This window comes from Tenacibaculum tangerinum, assembly GCF_029853675.1.
GTDB classification, from domain to species: domain Bacteria; phylum Bacteroidota; class Bacteroidia; order Flavobacteriales; family Flavobacteriaceae; genus Polaribacter; species Polaribacter tangerinum_A.
Genome location: NZ_CP122539.1, coordinates 3,022,357 through 3,040,114 on the forward strand (window position 1 = coordinate 3,022,357; position 17,758 = coordinate 3,040,114).

General features: G+C 35.7%; 16 protein-coding genes and 1 pseudogene. 9 read left to right on the forward strand and 8 right to left on the reverse strand.

Annotated features, from left to right (window positions below):
- Positions 1–45: 45 nt before the first annotated feature.
- The 4 genes from P8625_RS13530 to P8625_RS13545 form a co-directional block, all read right to left on the reverse strand.
- Positions 46–996, reverse strand: coding sequence for a DUF3078 domain-containing protein (locus tag P8625_RS13530; RefSeq protein ID WP_279650975.1), 951 nt, complete (start codon positions 994–996; stop codon positions 46–48).
- Between the two features lie 36 nt (positions 997–1,032).
- Positions 1,033–1,542 (reverse strand): DUF2480 family protein, encoded by a 510-nt coding sequence (locus P8625_RS13535; protein WP_279650976.1) that lies wholly within the window; start codon positions 1,540–1,542, stop codon positions 1,033–1,035.
- Between the two features lie 91 nt (positions 1,543–1,633).
- A complete protein-coding gene (locus tag P8625_RS13540) occupies positions 1,634–1,954 on the reverse strand; it encodes a DUF59 domain-containing protein (protein WP_115899355.1) in 321 nt (106 codons plus the stop codon).
- Between the two features lie 14 nt (positions 1,955–1,968).
- Complete coding sequence (locus P8625_RS13545; protein ID WP_279650977.1) at positions 1,969–2,394, reverse strand: SufE family protein; 426 nt, start codon at positions 2,392–2,394, stop codon at positions 1,969–1,971.
- Between the two features lie 192 nt (positions 2,395–2,586).
- Here P8625_RS13545 and P8625_RS13550 point away from each other — a divergent pair, with 192 nt between their 5' ends.
- Positions 2,587–3,513 carry a PfkB family carbohydrate kinase gene (locus P8625_RS13550; RefSeq protein ID WP_279650978.1) on the forward strand — a complete coding sequence of 309 codons (927 nt, stop codon included), beginning with the start codon at positions 2,587–2,589 and terminating at the stop codon, positions 3,511–3,513.
- Between the two features lie 77 nt (positions 3,514–3,590).
- Positions 3,591–5,489: an amidophosphoribosyltransferase gene (locus P8625_RS13555; protein ID WP_279650979.1), complete on the forward strand. Its 1,899-nt coding sequence runs from the start codon at positions 3,591–3,593 to the stop codon at positions 5,487–5,489.
- Between the two features lie 141 nt (positions 5,490–5,630).
- Here the strand turns inward: P8625_RS13555 and P8625_RS13560 are convergent.
- Positions 5,631–6,080 (reverse strand): annotated as a pseudogene (locus P8625_RS13560) (IS982 family transposase); the annotation flags it as partial.
- 154 nt (positions 6,081–6,234) lie between these two features.
- Complete coding sequence (locus P8625_RS13565; RefSeq protein WP_322790487.1) at positions 6,235–6,525, reverse strand: DUF983 domain-containing protein; 291 nt, start codon at positions 6,523–6,525, stop codon at positions 6,235–6,237.
- A 223-nt stretch (positions 6,526–6,748) separates the two neighbouring features.
- On the opposite strand from P8625_RS13565, the gene P8625_RS13570 reads away from it, so the two are divergent.
- Positions 6,749–8,665: an ATP-binding cassette domain-containing protein gene (locus P8625_RS13570; protein ID WP_279650981.1), complete on the forward strand. Its 1,917-nt coding sequence runs from the start codon at positions 6,749–6,751 to the stop codon at positions 8,663–8,665.
- Positions 8,666–8,960: 295 nt separating this feature from the next.
- Here the strand turns inward: P8625_RS13570 and P8625_RS13575 are convergent, their stop codons facing one another.
- Complete coding sequence (locus P8625_RS13575) at positions 8,961–11,339, reverse strand: TonB-dependent receptor (RefSeq protein WP_407704746.1); 2,379 nt, start codon at positions 11,337–11,339, stop codon at positions 8,961–8,963.
- Positions 11,340–11,848: 509 nt separating this feature from the next.
- Between P8625_RS13575 and P8625_RS13580 the strand changes: the two genes are divergently transcribed.
- The 6 genes from P8625_RS13580 to P8625_RS13605 all read left to right on the forward strand — a co-directional run bounded on the left by P8625_RS13580 (position 11,849) and on the right by P8625_RS13605 (position 16,835).
- Positions 11,849–12,334, forward strand: coding sequence for a biotin/lipoyl-containing protein (locus P8625_RS13580; RefSeq protein WP_279650982.1), 486 nt, complete (start codon positions 11,849–11,851; stop codon positions 12,332–12,334).
- A gap of 114 nt (positions 12,335–12,448) precedes the next feature.
- Positions 12,449–13,885 (forward strand): acetyl-CoA carboxylase biotin carboxylase subunit, encoded by a 1,437-nt coding sequence (gene accC / locus P8625_RS13585; protein WP_279650983.1) that lies wholly within the window; start codon positions 12,449–12,451, stop codon positions 13,883–13,885.
- 193 nt (positions 13,886–14,078) lie between these two features.
- Positions 14,079–15,620 carry an acyl-CoA carboxylase subunit beta gene (locus tag P8625_RS13590; RefSeq protein ID WP_279650984.1) on the forward strand — a complete coding sequence of 514 codons (1,542 nt, stop codon included), beginning with the start codon at positions 14,079–14,081 and terminating at the stop codon, positions 15,618–15,620.
- A gap of 112 nt (positions 15,621–15,732) precedes the next feature.
- Complete coding sequence (locus P8625_RS13595; protein ID WP_279650985.1) at positions 15,733–15,993, forward strand: hypothetical protein; 261 nt, start codon at positions 15,733–15,735, stop codon at positions 15,991–15,993.
- A gap of 43 nt (positions 15,994–16,036) precedes the next feature.
- Positions 16,037–16,297: a hypothetical protein gene (locus tag P8625_RS13600; RefSeq protein ID WP_279650986.1), complete on the forward strand. Its 261-nt coding sequence runs from the start codon at positions 16,037–16,039 to the stop codon at positions 16,295–16,297.
- A 259-nt stretch (positions 16,298–16,556) separates the two neighbouring features.
- On the forward strand, positions 16,557–16,835 hold the full coding sequence (locus P8625_RS13605; protein ID WP_279650987.1) for a hypothetical protein: 279 nt from the start codon (positions 16,557–16,559) through the stop codon (positions 16,833–16,835).
- A 1-nt stretch (position 16,836) separates the two neighbouring features.
- Here P8625_RS13605 and P8625_RS13610 read toward each other — a convergent pair whose 3' ends face one another.
- Entirely contained in the window at positions 16,837–17,730 is an 894-nt protein-coding gene (locus P8625_RS13610; protein WP_279650008.1) for an IS982 family transposase, read from the reverse strand.
- Positions 17,731–17,758 lie beyond the last annotated feature (28 nt).

Consider the following 17,758-nt stretch of genomic DNA (forward strand, 5'->3'; position numbering starts at 1 on the left):
AAAGTACGCTTTATGTAGGGTTTAGACAATTTTATTGCGCAAAAGTCACGTTTTATGAAAAATATAATTTAAGCCCAAACCAAACACTTCTTTAAACTGAATTTTACTTGAAGCATCATCGTCAATAATAGTATGCAAACTAAGGTTGGTAGATAAGTTTTTATTGATTCTAACAAAGAAGTTTAGCTGATAATCAATATCAATATTTTGTGGTTTGTTAAAGTAATCAGAGTATATCGCTACAATACTTTCCATGGTTACATCTTCCATTATTTCGCTTTTAAAATAAGCAGAGAGATTAAAACCTAAAGCAAAGATGGAGTTCTTACCTTCTGCTACCCCATATTTTCCTGAAAACTCATCAGAAACAAAAGTGTAACGAGCGGTGGCAGGAGCTATATTTATTCTGGCATTATCATTTCGTTTCCATAGCATCCCTGGTCCGAAACTCCAATAGGCAGGAGAAAAGAAATCAGAGACTGCCAATTTGGGCTCTTTTTTGTAGTCATATCCTCTTGAATACTGTGTTTTAAAGTTGCTAAAAAAGGAAAAAAACCACAGTTTAGATGTTTTTAACCCCAATAAAGAGTTAAATTCAAAACGGTCTTCTGTTTTTCGTATCCCTTGCTCGTCAACATAACTCAAGCCATAGGCAGAAATAATTTTGTTATCCCAGTTCCATCTCTTCTTTTTGTAGTTAAAATCATAATCGAGTGTCATGTTGCCTGCAACGGTGTTGTTTCCACCGGCAGACCAATTAGAAAATGTTGACTGATTAAAAAGAAAGGTGTATTTACCAATAACCGTCCATTTTTTTGGAGGATTCTTTTTAATCAAAATTTCGGCAGATACCACACCTCTGAATACGGGAGTCGTAAAATTTTTATCTAAGGGGGCATTGGTTAAGGTCGTTTTATATACTCTTTCCTTTTGAGGTTTTTGAGAAGATATCGTAAAAGAACAAAGTAAGAGCAGGATTGAAAATAGCCTTTTCATGGGGAATTATAAATTGGGTAATTTCTATGAATTTAGTTATTTCTTTCTCTTATAAAGAGGTACGGTTGAACAAGCCTCACCAAACATAATGGTTTTAGCGATAGGTTTAATTTTTTCTATTAATAGGGTATATGCAGATGGGGGAATGGGTTTATTACTACACCCTTTGATAATTACGGGTTTATCTTCATACTCAGTAAGGTCAAGTTGTTTGATAACCTCTTGATATACTAAGGTCTCTAACAACACCAAATCACCAACCATCACCTTTTTTGCGAAGGGAGTGAGTTTCGTAGCCAATAAAAGATACGCCCAAGAAGGTATAATAGCATCAGCAGAACAAGTTAAAGAAACATAACAGTTTTGATATTGCGACCAGTCGTGTTCTTCAGCAGATGCTCTAAAGTCTTTTTCACGAAGAATTAATTCTTCAAATAACCAATCTTTAATATCAAATAACACACGCTTGCCTTCAGGATAAAAATCCTCCAAATCAATAGTAATAAGTTGACTATTTGCGACTCTGTTTATGATTTCGTCTGCCATGTTTTAAGTTAAAAAGTTCTTGAGTTAAAAGTTTGAAAGTTGAAAAGTATTTTTAGCAACAGCCAACAGCCAACAGCCAACAGCCAACAGCCTACAACATTCCCAATTCTAATTTAGCTTCTTCACTCATCATATCTTGTGTCCAAGTGGGGTCGAAAGTAATTTCAACCTCACAATTGTTAATTTCTTTCAAGGTTTTTACCTTTTCTTCAACTTCAACAGGCAAGGTTTCTGCTACAGGACAATTAGGAGAAGTCAAGGTCATTAATATTTTAGCGTCGTTTTCTTCTGAAATAAATACGTCGTAAATCAACCCTAGCTCGTAAATATCAACAGGTATTTCTGGGTCGAAAATTGTTTTTAAAACGCGAACGATTTTATCTCCTAATTCTTCTAATTTATCTTCAGTCATAATTCTAAGCTTCTTTAATTTGTCAACTTACTTTGCTGTGCAATGGCATACATTTTTATTTGCTTTACCATAGATACCAATCCGTTAGCACGAGTCGGGCTTAAATGCTCTTTTAAACCAATTTCATCAATAAAATCAGTATCTGCCTCTAAAATAGCCTTTGGTGTTTGGTTAGAAAACACTCTTAATAATAAGGCGACAATTCCTTTAGTTAAAATAGCATCGCTATCGGCAGTAAACGCAATAGTATCGTCTTTTAATTCAGAATGCAACCATACTTTCGATTGGCATCCTTTGATTAAGTTTTCATCTAACTTGTATGCGTCATTTATTAACGGCAGCGATTTGCCTAGTTCGATAATGTACTCATAACGTTCCATCCAGTCATCAAACATCGAAAACTCGTCAATAATTTCTTCTTGTATTTCTTTGATAGTCATTTTTTAAAACTATTTTTGCAAAGTCAAAAGGACCGTTTTTAATTAAAAACGCAAAATTACGATAAAAAAGGCAGTTAACATGATAGTTTTAGCCTTAAACAGTAGAATTAGTAAAATTTTAAGTCTTAGTGATTTATAGAGGCTTACTAAAACAAAACCATTTCCTTAGTTATAGGATTATTAAGTAGAGTTATGAGTAAATTATTAGCAGTAGGAACCGTGGCATTTGATGCTATCGAAACACCCTTTGGAAAAACTGACAAAATTTTAGGAGGTTCAGGAACGTTTGTTGGTTTAGCCGCTTCACAATTTGGAGTGCAAACAGGAGTGGTTTCTGTAGTAGGAGGAGATTTTCCGAAATCATACTTAGAGATGATGAATGAAAAAGGAATCAATACCGATGGAATTGAAATCGTTGAAGAGGGAAAAACATTCTTTTGGAGCGGAAGGTATCACAACGATATGAACTCTCGTGACACCTTGGTAACCGAACTAAACGTATTAGAAAATTTTCAACCTGTAGTTCCAGAAGCATTTAAAGATGCACCTGTTGTAATGTTAGGAAATTTACACCCATTAACTCAAGCATCGGTTTTAGACCAAATGAATGAACGACCAAAGCTAGTAGTATTAGATACAATGAATTTTTGGATGGATATCGCATTAAACGATTTACATGAAGTTTTAAAACGTGTAGATGTTATTACGATTAACGATGAGGAAGCACGTCAGTTAAGTGGAGAGTATTCGTTGGTTAATGCAGCAAAGAAAATCCATGAAATGGGGCCAAAATACGTAGTTATAAAAAAAGGAGAACACGGAGCGTTATTGTTTAACGAAGGAAATATGTTCTTTGCACCGGCATTGCCATTAGCAGAAGTGTTTGACCCTACAGGAGCTGGCGATACTTTCGCAGGAGGTTTTTGTGGCTATTTAGCGAAAACAGAAGATATAACATTCGAAAATATGAAAAGTGCTATTATTTACGGCTCGAACTTAGCATCGTTCTGTGTTGAAAAATTCGGAACACAACGCATGGAAGAATTAACGAGCGAAGAAGTACAGGCACGCTTACAAGCGTTTAAAGAATTAACACAGTTTGATATAGCATTATCATAAAATATAAATCCGCGCTTTTTGCTGCGGATTTTTTGATACAACACAAAACGACAACACAACTAAATACTTGAAATTAAATGAGTGACGCTATTAAACACGAATGTGGAATTGCAATGGTTCGTTTAAAGAAATCATTACAATACTATAAAGATAAATACGGTACTGCGTTTTATGGTGTAAACAAAATGTACCTGCTAATGGAAAAACAGCACAATAGAGGGCAAGATGGTGCTGGATTAGCAAGTATAAAATTCAATGTAGCTCCAGGAATAAGATACATAAGCAGAATTCGCTCTAATCAATCACAACCTATTCAAGATATCTTCGGAAAAATTAACGAACGCATTAATGGAGTTTTTGAAGAAAACCCTGATAAGGTAGACGATGTAAAATGGCAAGAAGAAAACGTACCCTATATTGGCAACTTATTTTTAGGGCACGTTCGTTATGGTACCTTTGGTAAAAACTCTATAGAGAGTGTACACCCTTTCTTGCGTCAAAGCAACTGGAAACATCAAAGCTTAATTGTTGCCGGAAACTTTAACATGACTAATTCTAAGCAATTGTTAAACGATTTAATTGAGTTAGGGCAACACCCAAAAGAGTTTACCGATACGGTAACCGTGATGGAAAAAATAGGTCATTTCTTAGAATCAGAAGTTTCCGATTTGTACTTAAAAGCTAAAGAAGAAGGGTTTAATAAAAAAGAAGCATCGCCCTATATTGAAGAAAACTTAGATATTCAGCGTATTTTAAAACGCTCTGCTAAAAACTGGGATGGAGGGTATGCCATGGCAGGATTGTTAGGTCATGGAGATGCCTTTGTGTTAAGAGACCCATCAGCAATTCGCCCAGCCTTCTTTTATGAAGACGATGAAGTAGTAGTGGTGGCTTCAGAGCGTCCTGTAATTCAAACCGTATTCAATGTGCCCATCGACACCATTAAAGAAATTGATAGAGGACACGCTTTAATTATTAAGAAAAACGGACAAACCACACTTTCGCCAATTTTAGAGCAACGCCCTAAAAAAGCATGTTCTTTCGAGCGCATCTACTTTTCAAGAGGAAGCGATGCATCTATTTATGAAGAACGTAAAAATTTAGGAAAATATGTTTTTTCAGAAGTGTTGAAGTCTATCAATAACGATATTGAAAACACAGTGTTTTCTTACATACCAAACACAGCAGAAACCTCGTTTTTTGGAATGATGGAAGCAGCAGAAGATGTGTTAAATCAGCAAAAAACAGAAGCTATTTTAGTAGGAGGAGGAAAGCTTTCAAAAGAAAGAGTGATTGAAATTCTTTCTAAAAGACCTCGTTTCGAAAAGATAGCGATTAAGGATGCAAAATTGCGTACGTTCATTACAGACGATAGCAGTCGTGATGATTTGGTAGCGCACGTGTATGATGTGACTTACGGAGTGGTGAAGCCAACAGACAATTTGGTAATTATTGACGATAGTATTGTAAGAGGTACTACCTTGAAAAAAAGTATTATTAAGATTTTAGACCGATTGGATCCTAAAAAAATAGTAGTGGTTTCTTCAGCACCTCAAATTCGATACCCAGATTGTTATGGTATTGATATGGCAAAAATCAACGATTTTATTGCGTTCAAAGCTGCGTTAGAATTGTTAAAAGAAACAGGACAATATCACATTGTAGATGAAGTATATCAGAAATGCAAGCAACAAGAAAGTAGTGAGGATAAAGACGTGGTAAACTATGTAAAAGAAATATATGCGCCTTTTACTTACGAGCAGGTTTCGGTAAAAATAGCACAAATGCTAAGAACCCCTGAGATAAAGGCAGAAGTTGAGGTGATTTTCCAACCAATAAGTGGTTTACACAAAGCCTGTCCTGATCATTTAGGAGATTGGTATTTTACAGGAGATTATCCAACAGATGGAGGGCACCGAGTAGTAAATCAAGCATTTATCAATTTTTACGAAGGAAATAATAAAAGAGCTTATTAACGTTAATGTTGCAAAGGGCAACTAATTTGTTAATGCTTTTAGTTATATAAAATAGGCGGTTTGAAAATCAAACCGCCTATTTTTATTGTTATAATTTAACGTGAGTTCGATTTAACTTACGTTAATATTAGGTAAAAATCTTTATATTTTAATCGAAGGTTTTGCATCAAGAAAAGAATAGGCAATTAATCTGGCGATTAAGTTTCTCAAGAAGTTATCAAATGAGTGATGTCTAGAGTGGTCAATCTGACAGGTGTTATTTAGTACATCATTTACAGATTCAACGATTGCTCTTTTTCTTAGATAAACTTTATCCATGAATTCCATTGCTTTCTTTTTCATATTCTTTCTTAATTTGGTTACTAAATGGATTCCATCTACAAATAATTTATCAAATAAATCTTTAACTAAATATCTTTTATCTCCATATATTTTTCCAAATACTTTATCGTGGAATTTTTTATTCTTAAGTGGATATCTATCATCTACGTTAGCCTTAGTAATGAGAAAATCAATAATTTGTCCTCTATCATTACAAACTAGATGTAACTTAAAACCATAGAACAAGCCTAATGTTCCATAACTTTTTTCTTATCTGATATTTGCATACTTTTAAGAACCAAGAGCCAAGAATCTAGTGAGTAGTTATTAATTTTGAGTTGTCAGTTATTAATTACCATTTATCAACACATTAAACCATTAACCCATTTGATCATTAACCCATTCGCTCATTAACTAATTGAATTTATCGCTCAGATTTTAGTTTTACAGCATCTTTATCATAACTCACAAAAAGGTTAATCCAGATAATTCTCGATAATCGTAAACTAACAGGAGTTAATAATAACGATACGACTACAATAGCAATAAAACTATGTAAGATACTTAAGCCAATAAATACCTTTGCGATGATAAAAATAGCTACAAATAAGGCAACTGCAATCGCATAATTTACATACATGGCACCAAAGAAAAAAGAAGGCTCTATCATGTATTTCAAATTACACTTAGGGCAATTTTCGTGTAAAGAGGTCATTTTTTTAGGATTAAAAGTAGGTTGGTATTTAAAAAAGTCCCCTTCATGGCAACGCGGACACTTATTCCTAAAAATACTATATAATTTATTCCCTTTTCCAAACATATCTTATAGAGATTAATCCAATTAACTAGTTGCTTTTTGTAAGTTTGCACAAATTTCAACAAAAATAAAGCAGTAATCTGTAACCACAGTTACAAAATACTAGTAATTCGTATTTTTTATGTTAAACGTACACGATGTATCAGTTTCATTTATGGGAACAGATTTGTTCTCAGGAATCACTTTTAAATTGATAAAAGGAGATAGAATTGGATTGATTGGAAAAAATGGAGCAGGAAAATCTACTTTATTAAAAGTATTGGCAAAAGATATAGAGAGTAGTGGAGGAACCTTAGCATTTGATAAAGATGTACGTGTTGGATTTTTACGTCAAGATATTGATTTTGAACAAGGAAGAACCATTTTAGAAGAAGCCTACCAAGCATTTACAGAAATTAAAGAAATTGAAGTAGAGCTAGACGAAATCAATCAGCAACTTGCTGAAAGAACCGATTATGAAAGTGAGGCATACAATCAGTTAATTATCGATTTAAACGAAAAAACAGAACGGTACGAATTACTAGGAGGTTATAACTATCAAGGAGAAACCGAAAAGATTTTACAAGGATTAGGATTTCAACGGGAAGATTTTGACAAGCTAACCGATACCTTCTCTGGAGGTTGGCGCATGCGTATTGAGCTGGCAAAGCTATTATTGCAGAATAACGATATCTTATTACTCGATGAGCCTACCAACCACTTAGATATCGAATCGATTATTTGGTTAGAAAACTTCTTAAAAAATTATGCAGGCGCGATTGTATTGGTATCGCATGATAAAATGTTTTTAGACAACGTAACCAACCGAACCATAGAAATTTCTTTGGGTCAAATTTACGATTATAAAAAGCCCTATTCTGAATTTTTAAAATTACGAGCAGAAATCAAAGAAAAGCAACTGCAAACACAGAAAAATCAGCAAAAAGAAATAGAGCATACCGAAAAGCTCATTGAAAAATTCCGTGCAAAAGCCAGTAAGGCTTCCATGGCGCAATCGCTTATTAAAAAACTAGAAAAAGTAGAACGTATTGAAGTCGATCAAGATGACAATGCGGTTATGAATATTCGTTTTGAAATTTCAAAAGAACCCGGTAAAATTATTGTGGAAGCTGAAAACTTAGCCAAGAGTTATGGTAAAAAAGAAGTTTTAAAAAACGTGAATTTACTCATCGAACGGAATAGTAGAATTGCGTTTGTGGGGCAAAACGGCCAAGGTAAATCTACCTTGGCAAAAATGATCGTGGGAGAAATTCCGTTTGAAGGAAGCCTTAAACTCGGGCACAATGTTGAAATAGGATATTTCGCACAAAATCAATCCGAAGAATTGCCGCCAGAGAAAACGGTGTTGGAAATCATGGAAGAGGCAGCGAATGATACCAACAGGGTGAAGGTAAGAGATATGTTAGGGGCTTTTTTGTTTGGTGGAGAAGCGGTAGACAAAAAAGCAAAAGTACTATCGGGAGGAGAGCGAAACCGTTTGGCATTGTGTAAGCTGCTATTGTCGCCATTCAATGTGTTGATTATGGATGAACCTACCAACCACCTTGATATTGCTTCTAAAAACGTACTAAAAAGAGCATTACAAAATTTTGACGGAACTTTAATAGTCGTATCTCACGATCGTGAATTTTTACAAGAACTCACAACCACTGTGTACGGATTCAAAGACCATAAAATAAAAGAATATTTAGGCGATATTGATTATTTCTTAGAGCAACACAAAATGGAGAGTTTACGTGATGCTGAAAAAAGAACGGTAGTTGCCAAAGAAAAAGATACTTCTAAAAAAGAAGCCTATCAACTATCGAAAGAACAAGAAAAAGAGCTTAAAAAGCTAAAAAACAGGCTGAATAAAATTGAAATGCAAATCGAAAATTTAGAAGCTGAAATCGAACAAATAGATTTAGAACTGGCTCAGAATTACGATGAAGTATCTTCTCGTCCTAACTTTTTTGAAAACTACAAAGCGAAAAAAGCGAAAGTAGACGAATTGATGGAAGAGTGGGAGCAGGTTGAAGAACAGATTGCAGGTTTTTAAAGGGTTAATTGTAGTTCGCATTCCGAATACCGATAGCTCGGATTTGCAATCCATGCGAGTATATAAGTAACTAGAAATTAAAATTTAAAAATGTATAAAGCCTTGTTATAAGATTTATAGCCTGGTTTTTATTTTCAGGCTTGCTGGGCTTTATAATCTATAGTAAAAGCAAACACTAGGATAAGAAAGAAATAGTTTTTGGAAACGTTTCAAGAGTTCCGTTAAAGAAATGCTATTCAAACTAAATCACTCTGTACTAAAAAGTACAGAGTGATTTAGTTATTTTTTATCATCGCTAAAATTTTAGCGTTGCACCTATTAAAAAGTTTCTAGTTGCTTGCGGATAGTAACCTGCGCCGTCAACAGTGGTGGTCGTTCCTGGAGTAGACCACGTATCGTCATAGGTATAATAATACCCTCTATCAACATATTCTTTGTTAAAAATATTATTAATCAAACCAGTAAATACAATCGATTTAAAAATTTTGTTGGTTTTGATTTCATATACCAAATTTAAGTCGCTGGTAAAAAAGTCTTCTAATACATCTAAATCAGAAACTTTGCTATTTAAGTTGCTCATCCACTGTTTCCCTACATATTTAGATAAAAAGGCAATTTGTACGTTGTGTACAGGTTGATACACCAGCGCATTTCCAAAAACAATATCGGGTGAAAACGTAATGGGCGTATCTCCCAAGTTTTGCAATTCTCCGTCTATTTCAGCACGATAATCTCTATTAATATTTTTGCTAAATGCAATATTTGGGCGCATAGTTACTTGTTCAGACAACGTAATATCAGCATCAATTTCTAATCCTAAACGATAACTACTACCACTAGAAGCACGTAAAGGCTCACCTGTGTTTGGATCAATAGCCCCCGTAAGAATCAGTTGGTTTTGATAATCCATATAATACACATTCGTATTTAATCGAACCGTTTCGTTCGACAAACGCCAACCGAATTCATAATCGTCTAAGCTTTCATGTTGAGAATTACCACCTTCAAAATCATTTCTATTCGGCTCTCTATTGGCTTTTGCATACGAAGCATAGATACTATGCTCGTCGTTTATTTTGTACGTAAGTCCCAACTTCGGATTGAAGAAGTTGTAATCCTTATCCACATCAATAGGAATTCTATCAGAGGTCAACCCTTCGGTCTGATAATTTACAAACCTTCCTTGCACATCAACAAAAGCTTTAAATTGTTCAGAAAGACGAAACGTAGCTTTTGAGAATATACTCCAATCTAATTTTTCAGAAACACTGAGGTAGTAACGGTCGTTTATATTGGTATTGGGAGCCAAATCGCTTCCCCAAATAATTTCTCCGTAATGGTCATTATTATACGTACTGTAAGAACCCCCTGAAATAATTTCTAGATTATCATTTTTATAAGTAACATTCGCATTGGCAACATAAAAATGATTGTCTAACCATCTTCTTACAATCACATCACTACCGTCAATAATTAAATTGTCGTAATCGGCAGCAGCACTTTCATCTTTAAACTGCTCGAAGTATCCTTTACCACGCGTATAATTTAAACCTATGTTGGTAGACCAGTTTTCAGAAAGTTTTTCATTCCAATGCAATTGGTAATGATCTTGCCAATAATTATCCGTTTCATTGTCGTAAGTATACGGATTCTGGCGACGATCTTCTTTTAATTCCTCAGGAGTCAATCCGAACCAAGCTTGGTAAGTTTTTTCTTTTCCGCCAAAAACCAAGGCTTTTATCAAGGTGTTGTCATCGGTATAGCTACCTTGTAAGAAATACGATTTTAAATCGGTAAAAGCGCGGTCGACATACCCATCAGAATAAATATTAGACAATCGCCCTGCAAACTCAAAGCCGTTATTTAACTTTCCAGTGGTAAACTTTACCGTGTGTTTTCTTGTGCCGTACGAACCAAAAGCGTTTGAAATTTCTCCACCAGCTTCTTCAGAAACGGCATCGGTTAAGATGTTTAAACTAGCTCCAAAAGCGCCCGAACCGTTGGTAGAAGTACCCACACCCCGCTGTAATTGTAAACTTTGCGTAGACGAAGCAAAATCTCCCATATTTACCCAAAAAGTACCCTGACTTTCGGCATCGTTATACGGAATTCCATTAATCGTAACGTTTACACGAGTAGCATCAGAACCACGAACACGAATATAGGTATAGCCAATACCCGCACCCGCATCAGAAGAGGAGGTTACCGAAGGTAAATAATTTAGTAACACAGGAATATCCTGTCCTAAATTACGCTTTTCTATTTCTTGTTTGCTAAGATTAGAATGTGTTACAGGCGCATCTGCTTTCACACGAACAGCAGCAACCAACACTTCATCTAACACGGTTTCATTAGCCACTAACTGAATTGTGATTTGTTCGTTGTTCGTAAGATTCACTTCTTGCGAGCTGGTTTTGAAACCTACATAAGATACTTCAATAACATGCTTCCCTTTAGAAAGATTTAAACTGAAGTTTCCATCAAAATCGGTAGCCACTCCTTTGTTTTGAGTGGCAATGGCTACAGTAGCACCAACTAACGGATTTTGATTACTGTCAATTACCTTTCCTGATAAAGTAACCGTTTGTGCACTCATTGTTAAGCTGGTGAATGCGACAAGTACAAAAGCGATTATTTTCGCTCGAATTAATTGTGATGATTGTTTGAAAGACATCGGTCTCATTTTTATAAAAAAATAAAATCGAATAAAAAGAGGTAATTATTCTTTAGTTAAACATTGAATAATTAAAATGTGTCATTACGATAGGTTTACGACGAAGTAATCTTCTTCATCTGTAAACAAATTGCTGTCGTAACTTTTAAAATTACTTCGCAATGACGGTTATATCCCTAAACAGCATTACCTGTTCCAGGTTCATTGGGTATGATCTCAGCCTGAATTTAATTATGAATTATAAATGATGAATTACAAATTATTTTTACTAATCAAAATTCGTAATTCCACAATTCGTAATTCAAATAAGGCACCCCTTTATGAGAACGGCACAAAAATAGGTATGAATTTTGAATTATAAATGATAAATAGTAAGTTTTTTGATACTACTTTCTAAAGTAGAAGCTAGTTGTAAAGTATCAGAAAAAAACATCCGTAATTTATTTATAGATTTCCCTTATATGTTCCATGTAATTTTAATATTTTAGTGGTGAAAATATCAATTGTTTATGAGCAAATCTTTTAAAACGAGCGTTAATAAAACGCATGATTTTGACTTTACTAAAGCGGAAATAGCAGCGTTAGATATCGTTCAAAAATCAGAAAATGACTATCATGTACTTGATGGTAACCAATCCTACCAAGCCACTGTACTTCAAACAAATTTCAACAAAAAATCCTATACCATTCAAATCAACGGAAACTCGTATGAGGTACGTATTGCTGATGAATTAGATATGTTGATTGACAAATTGGGCTTGGAAGTAGCTACAGAGAAAAAAGAAAACGATATCAAGGCGCCAATGCCTGGTTTAATTGTTTCTGTAGCTGTTGAAGTAGGACAAGAAGTAAAAGAAGGTGATGGAATTTTGGTATTAGAAGCCATGAAAATGGAGAATACTTTACAAGCACCCAAAGACGGAGTGGTAAAATCGGTAGCGATACAAGTAGGTGATAAAGTAGAAAAGAATACGATTTTAATTGAAATGGAGTAAGGATACACTTTCTGTCGTTTCCGCATGTTCATTGAGTGAAGTCAAAATGAGGGAGGGAATCTCATTAAAATAATAAAAAAAGATTTCTGGTTATACAGGAATGATAATAGTTATATGAAAAAAATATTAGTAGCGAATAGAGGAGAAATTGCGTTGCGTGTAATGCGTACCGCAAAGAAGATGGGTATTAAAACGGTAGCGGTTTTTTCCGAGGCAGACAGAAACTCACCACACGTAACTTTTGCAGATGAAGCGGTGTGTATTGGTCCTGCCCCCTCCAATCAATCGTACTTGCTAGGCGATAAAATTATCGAAGTAGCGAAGGAATTGCATGTGGATGGAATTCACCCAGGATACGGATTTTTAAGTGAAAATGCAGCCTTTGGAGAAGCGGTTTCTAAGGCTGGAATGATTTTTATAGGACCAAAAACCCATGCGATTGAAGTAATGGGAAGCAAATTAGCAGCAAAAGAAGCGGTAAAAGCCTATGATATTCCCATGGTGCCGGGTATTGATGAAGCGGTAACCGATGTAGAGTATGCCGCGAAAGTAGCCAAAGAGATAGGGTACCCTGTTTTAATCAAAGCTTCGGCAGGTGGTGGCGGAAAAGGAATGCGTATTGTTGAAAAAGAAGCCAATATTAAAGAACAAATGCAGCGTGCCATCTCAGAAGCAGAATCAGCTTTTGGAGACGGATCTGTATTTATAGAAAAATATGTAGGCTCTCCACGTCATATCGAAATACAGGTATTAGCCGATGCACACGGAAACGTAGTCCATTTATTTGAACGCGAATGTTCGGTACAACGTCGCCATCAGAAAGTAGTCGAAGAAGCACCCTCGAGTGTGTTAACTCCTGAAATTAGAGAAGCCATGGGAGCAGCAGCGGTAAGAGTTGCGAAAGCCTGTGATTATTTAGGAGCAGGAACGGTGGAGTTCTTACTAGACGAAAACAAGAATTTCTATTTTCTGGAAATGAATACACGTTTACAAGTAGAGCACCCAGTAACTGAACTAATTACGGGAATAGACTTGGTAGCGCAGCAAATAAAAATAGCGAGAGGTGAGGCACTGGCATTCACGCAAGACGATTTACAAATTAACGGACACGCGCTAGAATTACGTGTGTATGCCGAAGATCCGTTAGACAATTTTGCACCAAGTATTGGGGTGTTAGAAACCTACGAACATCCAGTAGGAGAGAATATTCGTGTAGACGATGGTTTTGAAGAAGGCATGGAAATTCCTATTTATTACGATCCGATGATTGCGAAACTTATTACCTACGGAAATACCCGTGAAGAAGCGATTGAGCGAATGAAGCAAGCCATTAGCAATTACAAAGTAAAAGGAATAGCAACTACGTTACCATTTGGAAAGTTCGTATGTGAACACGAAGCCTTTACCTCAGGAAATTTCGACACCCATTTTGTAAAGAAGTATTACACACCTGAGTTGTTAAAAGCTGGATATGAACGAGAAGCGAAGATTGCTGCACAAGTTGCCTTACAACAGTATATAAAAGAGCAACGTATTTTAAAAACGTGTTAATACATAATTTGCGTTAGGGATTGCAGCGGCATCCTTTTTTGTGTTAGTAAATCCGTCATTACGAGTGAAACGAAGTAATCTCATCAATTTGAGAGATAGCCACAGCAAATAGTTAGTTAACTCGCAATGACTCACAAAAAAAGATACAGCGTAAAGCCCGACCCGCAGGGAAACGCCCAAAAGAAGAATACAGATGAAATCTAAAATAGAAGAATTACAACATAAAATTACCGAAGCAAAGTTAGGAGGCGGACAACAACGCATCGACCGTCATCATCAAAAAGGAAAATTGACCGCTCGTGAGCGCATCGATTATTTCTTAGATGAAGGCTCTTTTGAAGAAGTAGGTATTTTAGTAACGCATAGAACGACTGATTTCGGAATGGAAAATCAGAAGTTTTATGGCGACGGAGTGGTAACCGGATACGGAACCGTAAACGGACGCTTGGTGTACGTGTTTGCCCAAGATTTTACCGTGTTTGGTGGCTCACTATCGGAAACACACGCCGAAAAAATCTGTAAAATTATGGATGTAGCCGTCAAAGTAGGAGCACCATTAATCGGATTGAACGATTCTGGTGGTGCGCGTATTCAAGAAGGCGTACGTTCGTTAGGAGGTTATGCCGATATTTTTTACAGAAACGTGCAAGCATCGGGCGTAATTCCGCAAATCTCTGCCATTATGGGACCTTGTGCAGGAGGCGCGGTATATTCACCCGCCATGACCGATTTTACCATTATGGTAGAAAATACGAGTTATATGTTTGTAACAGGGCCGAACGTAGTAAAAACAGTAACGAATGAAGAAGTTACTTCGGAAGAATTGGGAGGTGCAAGCACGCATGCAACCAAATCGGGAGTCACACATTTAACGGCAGCGAACGATGTACAGTGTTTGGAAGATATTAAAACCTTATTGAGTTATCTACCGCAGAATAATCAGGAAACCACGGCAAAATTACCGTTTGAATTGGGGGATGAAATTCGAGAAGAACTAGCTAGTATCGTTCCAGATAACGCCAGTAAACCGTACGATATGCGTAAGGTGATTGACGGTATTACCGATGCCGATTCGTTTTTTGAAATTCATAAAGACTATGCCGATAATATCGTAGTGGGATTTGCCCGCTTAGGCGGAAGAAGTGTTGGGATTGTAGCCAATCAACCGATGAGTTTAGCCGGATGTTTGGATGTAAACAGTTCTAAAAAGGCAGCAAGATTCACCCGTTTTTGCGATTGCTTTAACATTCCGTTATTGGTATTGGTAGACGTGCCAGGGTTCTTACCAGGAACCGACCAAGAGTGGAATGCCATTATTACCAACGGAGCAAAATTATTATATGCGTTGAGTGAAGCTACCGTGCCAAGAGTCAGTGTGATTACCCGTAAAGCTTACGGTGGAGCCTATGACGTCATGAACTCCAAACATATTGGCGCCGATATGAATTTTGCATGGCCGAGTGCAGAAATAGCGGTTATGGGAGCGAAAGGAGCGAGTGAGATTATCTTTAAAAAGGAAATTGCTGAAGCAGACGATCATGAAGCGAAACTAGCGGAAAAAGAAGCGGAGTATGCCGATAAATTTGCGAATCCGTATCGAGCAGCAGCACGCGGATTTATAGATGAGGTGATTTTACCGGAAGAAACCCGTAGAAAACTCATTAAAGCCTTTGCGATGTTAGAAGGTAAAAAGGTAGAACGACCTAATAGAAAACACGGGAATATTCCGTTGTAAAAGAAAATGGAATAGCAATATTTTCGTTACGGTTTCCCCTACAAAAAATTATTTCAGTCGTACCTTTCTTGTAACGACGATGAGATTGCTTTATTTAAAAGAATTATAGATTATGACAGAGGAAGATTTAAGAGCACGCTTGATAGAATTAGAAGCTTATCTTGCGGCACCAGCTCAAGCTCAAGCTAAAAAGTATTTAGATAATCCGTTTGAATTTCCTGAAAATTACCATTTAGGAAATCAATCCATTGCAGACTATAGGGCTGCTGAAATTGAGCTTGGAAATATCAAATATCAATTAATGACACCAGAGCAACAGCAGCAACATGATGAAGAATGGGAGAAGATAAGGATTAGGCATGAAGGTGAGTAGTAGTGTAAAGAGTCAAGAATAATTTTGGTTTTTGGGATATAATATGACAGAAGAAGAATTACAACAGCGATTAATTCAGCTAGAAGCTTATTTAGCAGCGCCTAGTCAAGCTCAAGCTAAAAAGTATTTAGATAATCCATTTGAATTTCCTGAAAATTATCATGTAGGAAATGAATCTATTGCAGAATATATAGCAGCGACGAACGAACTTAGAAATATTAAATATCAATTAATGACACCAGACCAGCAGCAGCAACATGATGAGGAATGGGAGAAGATAAGGATTAGGCATGAAAATGAATAATGCAAAATGCTTAATGGAAATACAATATTTACAAAAGCTAATTTAGTATCCTGCAGGTCGAGATGCTTATGGTGCAATATCAAGATTTAAAATTAGACCAAGTTCAATAGAGGAGATTTTACACTTGGAGGCAATTTACAATAACGGGAACTTATTTCCGAAGGTATTATGAGAGTTATTATTTTTAGCAGGTAATTCTTGTTATTGTTTAGGCTATAATGCTGTAGACCCAGATGATATCTTGCCAACTCAAACCTATATGCAACAAAGTGTCAGAAGTTATGATGTTCTTGATACGGAGTTAAATTTCGCAACGCGGCCATTTTATATCATTGACTTAGCTTATCCAGGTAATTTTCGATTTGTGTATTTAGATGAAGAAGATGATCCAATGGTATATCATATAGATGAAAGAGATGGTTCAATAGGCACCTTTGGCCAAACGTTATCACAATTAATAAACATATTATTAGGCATACTCATAGGTTGTTTTAATATATTACCTGAAGTAACTTTTATTAACGTGAGTTCGGGATAGTTTATCCTATTCTTTGTAAGTTATCGATATTGATATTAGGTTTAGTTGGATAAAACGAATAAGCGATTAACCCTGCGACTAAATTTAAGATAAAGTTATCGAAGCTTCTGTGTCTTGTATGCTCTATTTGACATACGTTTTTCAAAATATCATTCACACTTTCAATAACAGCCCTTTTTCTAAGCATAATTTTATCATAGATATGCATAAGAGTATTTTTCATATTCTTTCTAATTTTTGTAACCAAATGTATTCCATCTACAAAAAGCTGTTCAAACAGTTCTTTACCTACATACCCTCTGTCGGCAAATATTTTTCCGAACACACGATTATGAAAGGCTTTATCTTTAAGTGGTTGTCTGTCATCTATATTACCTTGCGTAATTAAAAAGTCAACGATATCGCCCTTTTCATTGATAATAATATGAAGTTTAAAACCAAAGAACCACCCCATGGTTCCTTTCCCTTTTTTTGCGGTGTTTTTAAAAACTTTGTTCTGCTTTTCTCTTTTATAATGACATACTTTAATAGTGGTAGAATCTAAAAAGGAGATCCCTGTACATTGACCTAAACAGTGCATTTGAAGAAACAGTATCATAGGCACTGAACAACGCTTTTTCAATTCAACAAATCGGTTATAGGAAACTAAATCTGGAAATTCTTTTGACAAGTGTTTGCTAACATATTCGATATAAAAGTGTTTAAAACACCTAAAACCACTAAAATGGAAAAGCACCATAATTGTGATTATTTCACTTTGGGTGAGTTTAGGCTTTCTTCGTCTAACTATCTTTGAACAGGTTTCTAAAGCATTTTTATCAATAACTTGATTAATTTCGGTACAAAAATCATCAATTAAACAGAAAAATTCAGTAATTTTAAAATCAGAAATCATAGTGGAAAATTTAGTTACACAATTAAAA

What these genes read in the sequence shown, in the direction of transcription:
- P8625_RS13530 (WP_279650975.1), bottom strand. Translation starts at nt 996, where the DNA reads ATGAAAAGGCTATTTTCAATCCTGCTCTTACTTTGTTCTTTTACGATA.
- P8625_RS13535 (WP_279650976.1), bottom strand. Translation starts at nt 1,542, where the DNA reads ATGGCAGACGAAATCATAAACAGAGTCGCAAATAGTCAACTTATTACT.
- P8625_RS13540 (WP_115899355.1), bottom strand. Translation starts at nt 1,954, where the DNA reads ATGACTGAAGATAAATTAGAAGAATTAGGAGATAAAATCGTTCGCGTT.
- P8625_RS13545 (WP_279650977.1), bottom strand. Translation starts at nt 2,394, where the DNA reads ATGACTATCAAAGAAATACAAGAAGAAATTATTGACGAGTTTTCGATG.
- P8625_RS13550 (WP_279650978.1), top strand. Translation starts at nt 2,587, where the DNA reads ATGAGTAAATTATTAGCAGTAGGAACCGTGGCATTTGATGCTATCGAA.
- P8625_RS13555 (WP_279650979.1), top strand. Translation starts at nt 3,591, where the DNA reads ATGAGTGACGCTATTAAACACGAATGTGGAATTGCAATGGTTCGTTTA.
- P8625_RS13565 (WP_322790487.1), bottom strand. Translation starts at nt 6,525, where the DNA reads ATGACCTCTTTACACGAAAATTGCCCTAAGTGTAATTTGAAATACATG.
- P8625_RS13570 (WP_279650981.1), top strand. Translation starts at nt 6,749, where the DNA reads ATGTTAAACGTACACGATGTATCAGTTTCATTTATGGGAACAGATTTG.
- P8625_RS13575 (WP_407704746.1), bottom strand. Translation starts at nt 11,339, where the DNA reads ATGTCTTTCAAACAATCATCACAATTAATTCGAGCGAAAATAATCGCT.
- P8625_RS13580 (WP_279650982.1), top strand. Translation starts at nt 11,849, where the DNA reads ATGAGCAAATCTTTTAAAACGAGCGTTAATAAAACGCATGATTTTGAC.
- accC (WP_279650983.1), top strand. Translation starts at nt 12,449, where the DNA reads ATGAAAAAAATATTAGTAGCGAATAGAGGAGAAATTGCGTTGCGTGTA.
- P8625_RS13590 (WP_279650984.1), top strand. Translation starts at nt 14,079, where the DNA reads ATGAAATCTAAAATAGAAGAATTACAACATAAAATTACCGAAGCAAAG.
- P8625_RS13595 (WP_279650985.1), top strand. Translation starts at nt 15,733, where the DNA reads ATGACAGAGGAAGATTTAAGAGCACGCTTGATAGAATTAGAAGCTTAT.
- P8625_RS13600 (WP_279650986.1), top strand. Translation starts at nt 16,037, where the DNA reads ATGACAGAAGAAGAATTACAACAGCGATTAATTCAGCTAGAAGCTTAT.
- P8625_RS13605 (WP_279650987.1), top strand. Translation starts at nt 16,557, where the DNA reads ATGCAACAAAGTGTCAGAAGTTATGATGTTCTTGATACGGAGTTAAAT.
- P8625_RS13610 (WP_279650008.1), bottom strand. Translation starts at nt 17,730, where the DNA reads ATGATTTCTGATTTTAAAATTACTGAATTTTTCTGTTTAATTGATGAT.